We start from the raw sequence: 14,243 nt of genomic DNA on the forward strand, positions 1-14,243 counted from the left end.
AAAACGATGCTTTTGGTAGAGCTGGAAATAACAGAAGCGGGCATGACAGTTAACTATTATGAGTGGTGTTCCCATAGTAGCTGTGAAAATAGAGCACTATTGTTTCAATCATTCAGAGAGAGCACCCCCTTTGCCAGTTTATTCAAAGTGTATCCGATTCGGTAGAAGGCAAATCACAAGAGCATAAGCACAGCAGTACTTCTTGTCACTAAGTTAACTTTCAGTCCAGATCTGGTAACTATTGACCTTTCTAAAGGAGCCTGTTCAGTTTCTTGATGAGTTCGCTGACCTCACCTTTGACCGATTTATCAGGCAGATTTTGATTGTTGTTTGAGATACCGCCAAAAATAAGCCGTGTGATTTGTTGTGACGTTTGATGAATATCCAATGTGGCGGTTTCTGTATCTTTTGAGTCCTGGTACATGCTCCAGAGATAGTGCTCAAGAGTGCCAAACAGTGTGTTACGAACCAGTGTGACACTGACGTCTGGTCTGAGTTCTCCTGATGCAATGCCATCCTGAGTAATTTGAGTAACGACTTCGGTATAGCGCCGATTCAGTAACCTCACCTGTTGCGAGAGCTCGTGATCAATCCCCCGTGATTCATTCAATATGACGCCACAGAGCGCGCGGTTCTGGGTCATGATGTTGAGATGGTTCCAGATGACAAAGTAAAAGCGCTCCCGGGTACCATTAACCCCCTGAATGCCTTCTTCTATCTGCAGTGTTATTTGATGGTAAAACTGTTCCATCACTTTCAGAACCAACACTCTTTTGGAGGCAAAGTAACTGAACACGGTTCCTTCAACAATGCCCACCCTGCTGGCGATTTCGGCAACCGTTGCTTTTTCGTAGCCTCTGGCCTCAAAGACCTCCCGGGCCGCATTAAGGATATCCCGTACCCTGGCTTCCCTGGACTGGCGGACTACTTTTTTTCTGGCGGTTTTGACTGGTGCTGGCATGGTGCTCGAATGTGCTCAACTTTTTATACAAGAGTAATGAAAAAGTGTCTTTAGATAACAGAAAAACTGTCATTTTTTGATCTAAGTCAGTTCATAAAACACACAATTGTATAAGAATCGCGCACCCAAATTCATAGAACCTTCTTTTCACAACATCATGAGCAGTTAGTACCGGTAAGAGTACAAAAACTGACTTGGCAACGTTTATATTACAGGGTTACTTGAGGTTAACTGGTGCAAAAAGCATTCTCCCTTCTACAGAAAATCGGGCGCTCGCTGATGCTGCCCGTGGCAATTCTGCCCGCTGCCGGCATCCTGCTGGGAGTAGGTAGCGCAAACTTTTCAATCATTCCTGAACTGCTGAATCATATCATGGCTCAGGCGGGTGGTGCTGTTTTTGGTAACCTGCCTCTGCTGTTTGCGATCGGTGTTGTGCTCAGCCTGACCGATAACGATGGCGTTTCTTCTCTGGCGGCGATTGTAGGCTATGTGGTTCTGCTCGCTACCATGGGGGTTATGGCCAACACGCTGGGAATCGAAACCAAAACCATCATGGGTATCGCGTCTATTGATACTGGCGTGTTTGGTGGCATTTTGGTGGGTATTCTGGCATCGGTGATGTTCAATCGCTTCTATAAAATCCAGCTGCCTGAGTACCTGGGCTTTTTTGCGGGCAAGCGCTTTGTACCAATCATCACGGCTTTTGCCGCCATCGTCATGGGTGTGGCCCTCAGTTTTATCTGGCCACCAATTGGTAATGCCATTGATGCGTTTGGTAACTATGCCGTAGAAGGTAACCCAACGACCATGGGCTTTGTCTACGGTTTTGTTGAGCGACTGCTGATTCCTTTTGGTCTGCATCATATCTGGAACGTTCCTTTCCAGTCTCAGATGGGTGAGTTCGTGACGGCCTCTGGCGTTGTGGTGAATGGTGATATTCCGCGTTTCTTTGCGGGTGACCCAACTGCAGGCTTCCTGGCGGGTGGCTTCCTGTTCAAAATGTTTGGTCTGCCAGCGGCGGCGATTGCCATGTGGCGCAGTGCGAAAACCGAAAACCAGAAAGTGGTGGGCGGTATTATGATGTCGGCGGCGTTGACCTCTTTCCTGACCGGTATTACCGAGCCCATCGAGTTCTCCTTCCTGTTTGTTGCGCCAATTCTTTACGGAATTCACGCACTGCTTGCAGGTATCGCATTCGTGATCACCAACTTCTTTGAAATTAAGATGGGTGGTTCGTTCTCCCACGGTCTGATTGACTATGCGTTGTCCTTTAGCATCGGTACCAAGCCAGCAATGATTCTGGTGTGGGGTCTGGCTTACGCGGCGCTGTATTACACCGTGTTCACCTTTGCGATCAAGATGTTCAACCTGCGTACACCGGGCCGTGAGCAGGAAACGGAAGCTGCGAATACCACAGAAGTTGGCAGTGAGCTGGCCAGAAAACTGTTCGTTGCTTTTGGTGGCCAGAGCAATATCAAGAGCATTGATGCCTGTATCACTCGCCTGCGTGTAACCGTCGACAAGCCTGAGAATGTGGACGTTGAAGCCATCAAGGCTCTGGGTGCAACAGCTGTGTTGGTGGTTGGCCAGAATATGCAGGCCATCTTTGGCCCACGCTCTGACCAGATTAAAACAGAGATGAATGAACTGATGAAAAGTGGTCAGGCTCCAGAAGTCGGTGAAATGGCGCTGGCCTGATACTGCTGAATAATTGCTCGGTTTAAGAGCAGAAAATATTTGTCTTTGCAGCCGTGTCTACGTTTATCGTGGGCACGGTTTTTTTATTTGCAAGGAGGAGAAATTACTGGGTTGGGATGTCTAAAGGTCGAATAAAGCGTAGCTTATGTCTAACAGGTAAGAGGAGTGATTACGGTGGAGGCAAGAGCAGCAAGTCATGTTCCTTGGACTGTGCAAGATGGATCTCGAGAGGGCTCGCTTCAAGGGGATAATCAGGGAAGTGGATCTGGCTTTTTACGCTGTATAAAAAGGGCTTTTTGTCCGTGCTTTGTGCGTGACCCTGAAACAGTAGAACTGGTAATTCCCGGCCAAGGAAATATTCATCTAAATCTTGGTGATCCTCGGTTGGGTGAGCGGTATGTAAATCAATATGTTTCTGAGTGCCTGCCTGAGAATGCCTCTTATACTGACCGTCAAAGAATGAGGACTACAGTTATTCATAGCATAGTGGCGGGTATGATTATGGAGCAAACACCTGCCTACCAGCAGTCTTCGGTGGAGGCGACTGAGCCTGACGTTATTGATTCGGAGCATTTGCAGATTCTAAAATCAAATATTGTTCCATTCAATGAGCTGCCAGACCTTCCTGCGGATATATCCAGGAAGGAGATTTCTAAAAAGTGCTGTATTGCATACGACGAGGTACCAGACCTCGTTTTCTGGAATGGACACTCAATCAGCTATGAAACGTTAGCAGAACATTATATTCACAGTAACGGCCTTGACCCCATGCGAATGCCTATAAATTGGAAAGAGGTTTATAAGGTTGGGTAATATTCTGAGAACGACATTCTCTGCTCAGGATTAAAAAGAAGGGAACCGTTGTAATGACCTGGTTAAGTGTTGACTATGATTTTTCGAGCCTGTTGAACATTTCACACTATGCGCCAAGTTCAGCAGGCTCCAGTTAAGTTAATCGGGTTTATAGGACATCCGGAACCAAAGGTGTTGTTCTTTTCAGGATACTGTTCACTCTTGATTTGAATGCTTCTTCCGATTTTTCACTCATTGGTGTAATCCAGAACGTGTCTTTGCGCAGTTCCTGCAGTGCAAAGGACGCCACTTCCTCGGGCTCTGTGGTTTTCAGTTCCCGCTGATACTGAGCCATAATCGCTTTCATATCGTCCAGTGATGAAATACCTGAGCCTGGCTTTTCAGGGTTTGCAGGCAGGTCGGAAGGACGATTCCGTTCTGAATTAAAAATACCACTGTTAACCACATGAGGTCCGGGAAAAAGGGCGTTCACTTTCACTGGGGACTGACTCATCTGAAGCTGGTAATGCAGGTTCTCAGTAATGGCCTGAACAGCGGCTTTAGTGGCTGTATAGATGGGGGTGTTTGGCATCATCAGAAACGCACCGTTACCTGATCCTGTGACGACAAAATGCGCTTCTTCATTCTGCTCAACCAGTCTGGGGATAAAGGCATTGATGGTGTGGATCAGGCCCCAGGTATTCACCCGAAAACCCCACTCCCAGTCATTCAGGTCGTACTCCCACATCATGCCGCCTTCACCAGTACCCACTCCGGCATTGGCAAATACCAGATGTATTGCTCCAAACTGCTCTTTAATGGATGCTGCCAGCGCTTTCATCGAGTCACCATTGGTTACATCGGCGATTTGCCCAGCGCATTCCAGACCTTCAGCCTTGATGTCGGCAATGGTTTGCTCCAGTGCGGACACTTCGATATCAGAAATAACCACCCTGGCACCTTCACGGGCAAGCTCAAATGCCAATGCTCTGCCAACACCGCTGGCTCCACCGGTGATAACGGCTACTTTATCCTGGAAATTTTTCATTATTATTATGCTCCACTTTTTTTCGGAATAGGTGTACTGGAATTTCTGTTAGGCAGAAAATGACACTTGATTAGAAAAATACACTGGCGTATAAGTTTGTACAACGGTAATCGTTAGATAAGACTTATGATCTTGTAAATTTACCCAAAGGATTTGGAGTTGCTATATGGCGGCAAGTGAGCGAAGACAACAACGTAGCAACTTCAAAGGCGACGGATATGACGGCTTAACACCTCCATAACTAATAATAAAAAAAGAGGCACCATCATTATGGCGACCATCGAGCATGATCAGGACGAAGCTCAATATTCTATAAAAAAAGAAGCTTTACCTCCGATTGAAACGGTTTATAACCCTCACTCCCTTGAATATTGTGAAGACCCGGTGCCTCAATGGCGTGAGCTGGTAAAACGGGGTCCTTTGGTCTGGTATCCGCTTTGGCAGGCCTGGATTATGACCGGCATTAAAGACATCATGGATTGCTGGCGTACGGAATACCTGTCATCTGACTTTTATGACTGGGAGTATGCGCCACCCCGTCCTCCAGAAAGTGAGTGGACAAACTTCGAGCGTGCATTGATTGGTCATAGCCTGGTGGCCGATAAAGACCATCACCGGCTGGTTCGTAAAGTGTCGTCTCCAGCATTCTCCAGAAATGTTGTTGAAGCGATCAGCATGCGGATTGAGCCGGATATCAAAGCGCTGTTTGATGAGCTGGGAACACCGGACAGCTTTGACTATATCGAAAAGGTTGCCGCTCATATCCCTTTTATCTCCATTACCCGAATTGTCGGGATACCGGAAAAGTACTGGGATGATTTCAAACCGGTAGTGACCAGTTTTACTGAAGCCTGGAATCCGACCATATCAGAAGAGCGCCGTCAGAAAGCACGGGAAGACAGTAATCGGGCCATTGATATTATCCAGGAGGTGATTGCCGAACGCCGTTTGATGCCCCGGCAGGATGACTTTCTCAGTGCGCTTATCCAGGTGGAAAAAGAAAACGAGCAATTTCGTGAATGGGACATCATTACGATGGTGCTGGCTCTTATTGGAGCGGGAGCAGATACCACGCTAATTGCTCAGCAGTGGAGTGTTTATTCCCTGCTGAAAAACCGCGACCAGGTTTCTGAGGCGCTGGAAAGCCCGGAAGCATTTGGCAAGGCATTTACGGAAATGATGCGCTGGTCGGCCAATTCCAAAATGGGTTTTGCCCGTTATGCGCCTGAGGATATGGAACTTCTTGGACAAAAGGTTCGTAAGGGGCAGATGGTGTTATTGATGCCCCATCTAAAGGACTATGATCCGCAATATTATACAGAGCCTGAAAAATTCGACATGAACCGGAGTCACGACAAGGATGTGCTTTTTGGTTATGGGCCGCGCTTCTGTATTGGTGCTGCACTGGCAAAACGACAGTTGTTCCTTTCGTTAAGTGAGCTGTTTGCCCGTTTTCCAGATGCAGAACTGGCTTATGAACCCGAGAGGGATGAGACAGATCATAACTCGATTGCTTTTAAACAGCTGGTTATCAAAACGAATATTCAGAAGTAGATTTATTGAACTGACTGGCGATCCAGTTGCCGATATTGCATGGCCTCTCCAAGGTGTGAGCTTAGCACCTCAGGGCTGTCTGCAAGGTCGGCAATGGTTCTGGCAACTCGCAAAATCCGATGCAGCCCGCGGGTTGAGATTTGCAGGTGCTCGGATGCTCTGGCGATCAGCCCTTTCTCCTTTTCACCCAGTGCGCAGACTTCAAAAAGCTCTCTGGATGACAACTGGCAATTGATTTTCCCCTGTCTTGTCAGCTGTCTTTTTCGGGCTTTGATCACAAGGTCTCTCAGCTTTCCTGATTCGGTTTCTGGTGAGTCGTTGTTCTGAACAGCAGGCTCCATAATGGTTTGAATTGCCTGGGATGGAACCTCAATCTGAAGGTCAATACGATCCAGCAGAGGCCCGGATAGTTTGTTTCTATAGCGTCTGATCTGGTCAGGTGAACACCGACAGGTTCGCTGATTGTCTCCCAGGTAACCACAGGGGCAGGGGTTCATTGCCCCTACCAGCTGGAATCGGGCAGGAAAACATTCCTGACCTTTTGCCCGGGTGATGACCACCTCACCATTTTCCAGGGGCTCCCTGAGCATTTCCAGAGCGGTACGGGCGAATTCAGGCATTTCATCCAGAAATAGAACACCATTGTGCGCAAAAGAGATTTCGCCCGGTTGAGGTATGCTGCCACCGCCCACCAGAGAAACGGATGAAGAGGAGTGATGAGGTGTGCGAAAAGGGCGCTGCCAGACGGTGTCCATAGCGCTGGATGCCAGTGAGTGTATAGCGGCGACATCAAGGGCTTCGGACTCTGTCAGTGGCGGAAGCAGTCCGGGAAGACGGCTGGCCAGCATGGTTTTTCCTGTGCCGGGTGGACCAAAAAGCAGCAAGTGGTGAGAGCCGGCAGCCGCAACCAATAAAGCTCTCTTGGCCTGTTCCTGCCCTCGAACCTCCGATAGGTCTGGGTAATGTGTTTTACAATCGTTTTGATCTGGTTTTGCGGGCTCAATATGAATCTTCTCTCGCAGGTAAGCACAAACTTCGGTGAGACTGCGGGTGCCAGTAATGGTGACACTGCTGACCATGGCGGCAACAGACGCATTCTGCTCAGGAAGGACCAATGCCCGGTTAGTTTCCTTGCAGGCTAAGGAAGCTGGAAGAACCGCCCGGACGGGGCGGAGGTGGCCGGAAAGTGCGAGTTCCCCAAGGAACTCTCTATTCTCCAGGACCTCACCCGGCAGCTGCCCTGACGCTACAAGAATACCCAGTGCAATGGGCAGGTCAAAGCGGCCGCCTTCTTTCGGAAGGTCAGCGGGTGCCAGGTTGACGGTGATTCGCCCGTCAGGGAAGTCAAAGCCACTGTTGATCAAGGCACTTCGTACGCGATCCTTGCTCTCTCTTACAGCCGCTTCAGGCAGTCCTACAATATTTAAACAGGGTAAGCCCTGAGAAAGATGAACTTCCACAGAAACCGCAGGAGCACGGATGCCCTGGTTTGCCCGAGTGTAAACCTGCGCCAGTGTTGAAGGCATTTTTATTATTGACCGATTAGACAACGTTAAACGGTCAAAGATAGCAGCTTATGAGAGAATTGCTGTGTAAGTTCGCGCCTGTCTGAAACTGCAGGCGCTAGGGATGGACAAGCGATTAATTGTCAGGATTTTCCTGATCTTCTTTGCGGTTGTCTTCCAGCACTGTTTGTTCCGATGTAAGTGCTTCCACTTCTTTTTCCAGCGCTTCAAGGCGCTCACGGGTGTGCCTTAGAACAGCAACCTGGGTGTCAAACTCGTCACGGGTTACCAGCTCCAGCTTTGACAGAGCACTGCCGACCAAAGCCTTGATATTTTTTTCGATATCTTCCCGGGTCTGGCTTTTGTCACTGTTAAAGAGTTCACCGGCTTTGGCGGCAATATTATTAATTAAGGCGGCTTTATCGATCATGGTTATCGCTGGGCTGGTGGTCAGAAAGAGGAAGGATACCTCAACCCGACTCCTGATAGAACTAGCCGATTTTTTCCCGATAGCTGCTGCCGTAAATCTGTTCCAGGCGCTGTTTCAGATAGTCACCTGCACTGACCGGCGGGTATTTATTGGGCTCATCCGGGAACAGGTCTTTGGAATCGACCCAGGTGTTGGAGGGCGGGGCGGCAAAAAAGATCATGGTATAGCGTTCTGGCCACAGGTCATCCTGGTCTTCGGCATAGACACGATGAGGTGTTGCCACCAGACGCTCATTGCTCCAGCGCGCCAGCATGTCTGCAACGTGTACCAATAAAGTGTTGGGTTTTCTTTTCAGGGAACACCACTCTCCTCGGGGGTTTTGAAACTGTAGGCCTCCGGCATCGTCCAGTAAGAGCAGCAGGGAGATGGTGTCAAAGTCGGTATGTTCACCAAAGCGAATTGAGCCTTTGCGCTGATTTTGCATCATGGACGGGTAATGATTCAGGCGAAAGGTGCTGTTGCCCCGACTCAATGCGTGCTTGGTGGCCAGAAATCCCGGTGTCAGTTTAAGGGCTTTCTCGGTCAGTGTCAGAATAATGGTGGCCGCCTGTGCGGCAACGCGACGATATTGCTCCAGCTCATCCATTAAACCGGAATCCACAAGCAGGTCTGGCCACTCACTGATGGTCATGCCACTGACAATATCCAGCGACTCGACATAATGCTCCTGATAGGTATCAGCGGTATCACTGTACTGTTCGCTGCCCGGCCCGCTGTAACCACGGATATAGCCCGGGACTCCAAAGCGCAGGGCTGCTTTTTGTTCTGCTGTAAATCCGAGAAAGAAGCGTCGGGCTGTATTCAGTACCCTGGCCTGAAAGGCCTCTGTGGCAATGGGCAATCCCGTGAAGTAAGCAATACCGGTAGTTGTATAAGCTTCCAGTAGCTGCTGCGAGGCATAGGGGGATGTGACGTCGATGGTGATGACATCGCTCTCGGTGATTGTGCTGTCTGGCAATGGTTATACCTCTGACGCCTTCGACTGAAGCCTCAAATTTATTGGGAAGCATGGTGCATATGGAATATGCGCCTTCTGACTCTGCGTAATAGATTTAGCTGCTCTCTGATGAGGCATCAAGTTTGAATAGTCTCAGATATATTAATTTTTGCACTATTTTGGTGCGCCTTTCTGGAAGGGGGATAAGGTTTTAGTGCATCAAATGAGTGCGCAGGCCTGTTTCGGTACTCGTTCTAGCTCCTGAAGCCTTCAATCATGCCCATTTATGGGGATATGCAAAAACTGGCACAGAGGCTGCTTGTAGAGGGTTAACCATTTAATCAGTGCCGGGCGGGATCGCCTGAAACCAAGACTGGCAGGGTTCGTTCTTCCTTTTGTAGGCCCATGAAATAGAACAGGCTGTTGTAACACAAGGGGAAATGCGTAGACTTTGGAAGCTGTATCGCATCCAGGTCACCCCTCCCGGATGAATATTAAGTAAAGCCAGGAGAATAATGCATGAAGTTAGTATCAGCCATTATCAAGCCATTCAAGCTTGATGACGTGCGGGAAGCGCTTTCTGATATCGGCGTTCAGGGTATTACTGTGACTGAAGTCAAGGGCTTTGGTCGCCAGAAAGGTCATACCGAGTTGTATCGCGGTGCAGAGTACGTTGTGGACTTTCTGCCAAAGGTAAAGATTGAAGTGGCAATCTCCGACGATCTGCTGGATCAGGTGATTGAAGCGGTTTCCAATGCGGCCAACACCGGCAAAATCGGAGACGGAAAGATTTTCGTAACGGCTCTGGAACAGGCCATTCGAATCCGTACCGGAGAGACTGGCGTCGACGCCATCTAAAAGCCTGTCAAAGGTACTCATCAGCAGCCACTGATGACATCGCTCAGCAGTAATAGCGATATAAAACAGATAAGAAGATGTGAATTTTACTGGGAGGGGTCCCGTGGAAGATATAACTCAGCTGTCGTATGCGCTCGACACTTTTTATTTCCTGATGTGTGGTGCACTGGTCATGTGGATGGCCGCCGGCTTTGCCATGCTGGAAGCTGGTCTGGTGCGCTCAAAGAACACCGTTGAAATTCTGACCAAGAATATTGCCCTGTTTGCCATTGCCTGCACCATGTACCTGCTCTGTGGTTATCAGATCATGTATCCAGGCGCTAACGAAGGCGGCATCATGCCTCTGTTCGGCACGCTGCTGGGCACTGAAAACAGCGTCGAGTCGGTGGTTGCCGATGGTGATGACGCTCCTTATTACTCTCTGCGTTCTGACTTCTTCTTCCAGGTGGTCTTCGTAGCGACGGCCATGTCCATCGTTTCTGGTGCGGTTGCTGAGCGTATGAAGTTGTGGGCCTTCCTGTTGTTTGCGGTCTTCATGACTGGCTTCATCTATCCAGTACAGGGTTTCTGGAAGTGGGGCGGTGGTTTCCTGAACGAAGCGGGCTTCCAGGACTTTGCCGGCTCCGGTGTGGTTCACATGGCGGGTGCTTCTGCTGCCCTGGCTGGTGTGCTGCTGCTGGGTGCCCGTAAAGGCAAGTATGCTTCTAACGGTGCTGTTAATGCCATGCCTGGTGCTAACCTGCCTCTGGCAACTCTGGGCACCTTTATCCTCTGGCTGGGCTGGTTCGGTTTCAACGGTGGTTCTCAGCTGAAGATTGCCGATGTTGAAAATGCCAACGCTGTTGCACAGATCTTTGTAAACACCAATGCTGGCGCAGCCGGTGGTGTCATTGCTGCCCTGATCGTTGCCAGACTGCTGTTTGGCAAGGCTGACCTGACAATGGCCCTGAACGGTGCGCTGGCTGGCCTGGTTGCTATTACTGCAGAGCCTCTGACGCCAACCGCCCTGGGTGCAACGCTGATCGGTGCTGTCGGTGGAGCCCTGGTGGTCTTCTCTATCCTGGCGCTGGACAAGCTGTGTATTGATGATCCAGTAGGTGCCATCTCTGTTCACGGTGTTGTGGGTATCTGGGGCCTGCTGGCTGTACCTCTGACCAACAGTGACGCTACCCTGGGGGCTCAGTTGCTGGGTATCGGCAGTATCTTTGCCTGGGTGTTTGGTGCTTCCCTGGTTGTCTGGGGTGTGATCAAGGTGATCATGGGGCTGCGTATCTCTGAAGAAGAAGAGTACGAAGGTGCTGATCTCACTGAATGTGGTATGGAAGCTTACCCAGAGTTCACCAGCAAGTCTTAAGCATGAGTTGCTTAATGACTTATTAGCCAGGGAAGTTGTCGGTTTACCCATAAACTGACAAAGGCAATAAGCTTAGAAAATCGAGCTCCGGTCTGACCAGATGGTTGGGCCGGAGCTTTTTTGTACCCTCCGGTTACCAGCCAATCAGACTTATCGTGAATTTATGGCTGATAGGTCCCGGAAGTAATGAACTGACCAAAGGCTTCGCACCAGATGATGACCGTATTGTATTTGGCCGGGTCAATGGTTGCTGGCAGTGGGATAATAAAGTTATCAAAGGTTTTGATATCGCCAACCCTCATCATCTCTGACTTGTGCTGGTTAAAGTCGGCTTCCGTTTCAATAAAAACCGGTGACAGGTACAGCTTGTAGTCGGGACCTGGAGCCAGCTTGCCAGAGAAACTGATCGAGTCCCTGTTAATGCTGAACTCGCCCTCACCCCAATGGAGCTGATCACTATCTTTCCGATCCCGGATAAACTCACCGTGGAATCGCTGGCTCTTGCGGCTGTCTTCGATAACAGAAACGGACGGGGCATCGGGAGCAGTCAGAATAGGCAGCAGATAAATACCGGCGGCAAAGCCTATCAGTAGGCAAAGGCAGTGAGAGGCGGCTAATAACAGTAATCGAGAGACTTTCATGGTAAAGACTCGGAAGTATTTCGGGCTTTAGTACAGTTGATTATAGGTCGGCAAAGGCACACAACTATTTATACCATCGCCTTTAATGCTCATGTTGATGAGGTCTGTGGCTATTGCAGAAGGTTGTTCATCGTTAGTTTGGAGAGAAAATAGTGTAAACTGAGTCGATTGTCCTGAATGGTTTATAACGATAATTCAGTGGAAAGCTGCTCGAATTGCCATCCCGGATAACAATAAGAAAGCGCTTTGGAGCTGTCATGAGAACTATGAACTTTCGCCGCTGGTGTATTACGCTCGTTGTCTCGCTTTTGATTTTTGCCGGACTTGCCTCCTTTAAGGTGCTGCAGATACGCAGTGCGATTGCCTTTGCCGAATCATTCCCTGAGCACTCTGAAACCGTTGAATATCAGGCAGTTGATCTTGTTGAGTACACGCCTGAAGTGAAGGTGATTGGTGAAGCCGTATCCCCGCAGCGTGTCGAACTGACGAATGAGCTGCCCGGGCGTATTGTTAAGGTAGGTTTTGCCTCTGGTGGGGAGGTTCAGAAAGGACAGCTTCTGCTTCAGCTGGACACCAGTGAAGAAAGAGCTCTGCTTAAGTCAGCCGTTGCCAGGGCTGAACTGGCAAGGCTGGCTTATCAGCGGATTGCCAATTTGCGCAAAACCAATGCCGCCAGCCAATCCCAGCTGGATGAGGCCAAATCTGAACTCAGCATTGCCAATGCGGATATTGATGCACTGAAAAGCACCATTCAAAAGAAAAAGATCGTAGCGCCATTCAGTGGTCGGGTGGGAATTCACCGATTGGAAGCGGGTAACTTTCTTCAGGGAAGTACAGCCATTACCACGCTTGTTGGCAATCCCGGCTATATCTGGATTGATTTCAACCTGCCTCAGTTTTACAGCGATGTTGTGGTTGGCTCTCCCGTCAGAATCAGACTGCTTCAGAATAATGCAAATGTAGCGGATGCTGGTACTGGAGAGTTTGAGGGTAAGGTTGTTGCTCTGGACACGACCATTTCATCAAGCTCCAGAAGTCGGCGCTATCGAGCCAGAGTGGACGGTGATTTACTGTCGTTTATGCATAATGCGGTGGTTGAGGTTCATGTTCCTGTAGGTGCCAGTGAAATGGTTGAAGCAGTGCCAGCTCTGGCCATTCAGCAGGACACGCTGGGGCAGTATGTATATCGGCTTGATAAAGATCCCGATGCAGATGGGTTTCGTGCTTATCGCCAGGATATTACAACCGGCGATCGGCTGGGTGACAAGGTGGTAGTGAAGTCCGGTCTTGATCAAGGTGCTCGAATTGCCACCGTGGGGGCTTTTAAACTGAAGCCCGGCGTTCTGGTTTATGGCGGTCAGAGTGGTTCTGACCGTTCATCGACTACATCAGTACAGTAAGTGGGGTGAATGATGGATATATTTGTCAGGCGCCCTGTACTGTCACTGGTGATTTCTCTGGTTCTTTTGATTGCTGGTGCTGTAGCGGTGCAGAAAGTTCCAGTACTGCAGTTTCCCGAGATTGAGAGCTCCTCTCTGGTGATTACCACAGAGTATCGCGGTGCCTCAGCGGATGTGGTTCAGGGGTTTGTTACTGAGCCTATTGAGCGAATAGCCATGACCATTCCGGGAGTGGACTATGTAGACTCCAATACTACCGCGGGCATCAGCCGGGTTACGGCCTGGTTGAAACTGAATGAAAACAGTACTTCCGCCCTTGCTGAACTGACGGCCCGTTTGAATCAGATCAGTTACGAACTGCCCGATGAAGCGGATGATCCATCCATTGCGGTGGAAAGAACGGATCGCCCGGCAGCTGTCTTTTACCTGAATGTTCGAAATGAGTACTGGAGTCGTGCTCAGCTGACTGACTATCTGGAAAGACATGTAACGCCATTGCTGACGTCTATCAGCGGTGTTCAGCGGGTAGGGCTGGAAGGCGGCCGCAACCCTGCCATGCGTATCTGGCTGGACCCGGTCAGGATGTCGGCAATGAACCTGGGGGCTGGTGAGGTTCTGGCAGCGCTGCGTGCCAATAATATTATTGCTTCCCTGGGCAAGACAGAGAATGATCGTCAGCAGGTGAACCTGCAGAGCAATGCAACTCTGCGTGAGGTCAGTGACTTTCAGCAGCTGGTTCTGGCCCGGCGTGATGGCGCTATTATCCGTCTTGGGGATATTGCTGAAGTCGTCATGGGCGAAGACCGGGGTACGGTCTCAGCCAGAATTAATAAAACCACGACCGTTTTTATCTCTATATGGCCAATGCCGGGGGCTAATGATACCAATTCCATTTTTAAATTATGAAATAACAGCCCATGAACGGGAGCATAGACTTTTCAATCGGCCAACTTCAGAAAGTAATTCATTCCATGCCTCACAGCATTTATTGATAATATCTTCATA

13 protein-coding genes are annotated in these 14,243 nt (G+C 49.5%); 7 read left to right on the forward strand and 6 right to left on the reverse strand.

Annotated elements, in window-relative coordinates:
- Positions 1-250: 250 nt before the first annotated feature.
- Positions 251-961, reverse strand: a complete 711-nt coding sequence (locus AK963_RS18130) for a TetR/AcrR family transcriptional regulator (RefSeq protein WP_066016849.1) — start codon at positions 959-961, stop codon at positions 251-253.
- A 234-nt stretch (positions 962-1,195) separates the two neighbouring features.
- Between AK963_RS18130 and ptsG the strand changes: the two genes are divergently transcribed.
- Both ptsG and AK963_RS18140 read left to right on the forward strand, forming a co-directional pair.
- On the forward strand, positions 1,196-2,659 hold the full coding sequence (ptsG, locus tag AK963_RS18135; protein WP_238593773.1) for a PTS glucose transporter subunit IIBC: 1,464 nt from the start codon (positions 1,196-1,198) through the stop codon (positions 2,657-2,659).
- 165 nt (positions 2,660-2,824) lie between these two features.
- Complete coding sequence (locus AK963_RS18140; protein WP_139117500.1) at positions 2,825-3,472, forward strand: hypothetical protein; 648 nt, start codon at positions 2,825-2,827, stop codon at positions 3,470-3,472.
- Between the two features lie 148 nt (positions 3,473-3,620).
- Here AK963_RS18140 and AK963_RS18145 read toward each other — a convergent pair whose 3' ends face one another.
- Entirely contained in the window at positions 3,621-4,499 is an 879-nt protein-coding gene (locus tag AK963_RS18145) for an SDR family NAD(P)-dependent oxidoreductase (RefSeq protein WP_066016852.1), read from the reverse strand.
- A gap of 270 nt (positions 4,500-4,769) precedes the next feature.
- Here AK963_RS18145 and AK963_RS18150 point away from each other — a divergent pair, with 270 nt between their 5' ends.
- Positions 4,770-6,053, forward strand: a complete 1,284-nt coding sequence (locus tag AK963_RS18150) for a cytochrome P450 (protein WP_066016853.1) — start codon at positions 4,770-4,772, stop codon at positions 6,051-6,053.
- Between the two features lie 2 nt (positions 6,054-6,055).
- On the opposite strand, the gene AK963_RS18155 is transcribed toward AK963_RS18150, so the two are convergent.
- The 3 genes from AK963_RS18155 to AK963_RS18165 all read right to left on the reverse strand — a co-directional run bounded on the left by AK963_RS18155 (position 6,056) and on the right by AK963_RS18165 (position 9,006).
- Entirely contained in the window at positions 6,056-7,579 is a 1,524-nt protein-coding gene (locus tag AK963_RS18155; protein WP_066016854.1) for a YifB family Mg chelatase-like AAA ATPase, read from the reverse strand.
- Positions 7,580-7,694: 115 nt separating this feature from the next.
- A complete protein-coding gene (locus AK963_RS18160) occupies positions 7,695-7,988 on the reverse strand; it encodes an accessory factor UbiK family protein (protein ID WP_066016855.1) in 294 nt (97 codons plus the stop codon).
- Positions 7,989-8,049: 61 nt separating this feature from the next.
- On the reverse strand, positions 8,050-9,006 hold the full coding sequence (locus tag AK963_RS18165; RefSeq protein WP_066016856.1) for a 2OG-Fe(II) oxygenase family protein: 957 nt from the start codon (positions 9,004-9,006) through the stop codon (positions 8,050-8,052).
- 498 nt (positions 9,007-9,504) lie between these two features.
- Between AK963_RS18165 and glnK the strand changes: the two genes are divergently transcribed.
- Both glnK and AK963_RS18175 read left to right on the forward strand, forming a co-directional pair.
- Complete coding sequence (glnK, locus tag AK963_RS18170) at positions 9,505-9,843, forward strand: P-II family nitrogen regulator (protein WP_020580987.1); 339 nt, start codon at positions 9,505-9,507, stop codon at positions 9,841-9,843.
- A 103-nt stretch (positions 9,844-9,946) separates the two neighbouring features.
- Positions 9,947-11,197, forward strand: a complete 1,251-nt coding sequence (locus AK963_RS18175) for an ammonium transporter (RefSeq protein WP_066016857.1) — start codon at positions 9,947-9,949, stop codon at positions 11,195-11,197.
- Positions 11,198-11,358: 161 nt separating this feature from the next.
- Here the strand turns inward: AK963_RS18175 and AK963_RS18180 are convergent, their stop codons facing one another.
- On the reverse strand, positions 11,359-11,838 hold the full coding sequence (locus AK963_RS18180; protein ID WP_066016858.1) for a DM13 domain-containing protein: 480 nt from the start codon (positions 11,836-11,838) through the stop codon (positions 11,359-11,361).
- Between the two features lie 257 nt (positions 11,839-12,095).
- On the opposite strand from AK963_RS18180, the gene AK963_RS18185 reads away from it, so the two are divergent.
- Both AK963_RS18185 and AK963_RS18190 read left to right on the forward strand, forming a co-directional pair.
- Positions 12,096-13,238, forward strand: coding sequence for an efflux RND transporter periplasmic adaptor subunit (locus tag AK963_RS18185; protein WP_083232750.1), 1,143 nt, complete (start codon positions 12,096-12,098; stop codon positions 13,236-13,238).
- Between the two features lie 9 nt (positions 13,239-13,247).
- On the forward strand, positions 13,248-14,144 hold the full coding sequence (locus AK963_RS18190; RefSeq protein WP_066016860.1) for an efflux RND transporter permease subunit: 897 nt from the start codon (positions 13,248-13,250) through the stop codon (positions 14,142-14,144).
- The last annotated feature ends 99 nt before the right edge of the window (positions 14,145-14,243 follow it).

The organism is Endozoicomonas atrinae (assembly GCF_001647025.1).
GTDB classification, from domain to species: domain Bacteria; phylum Pseudomonadota; class Gammaproteobacteria; order Pseudomonadales; family Endozoicomonadaceae; genus Endozoicomonas; species Endozoicomonas atrinae.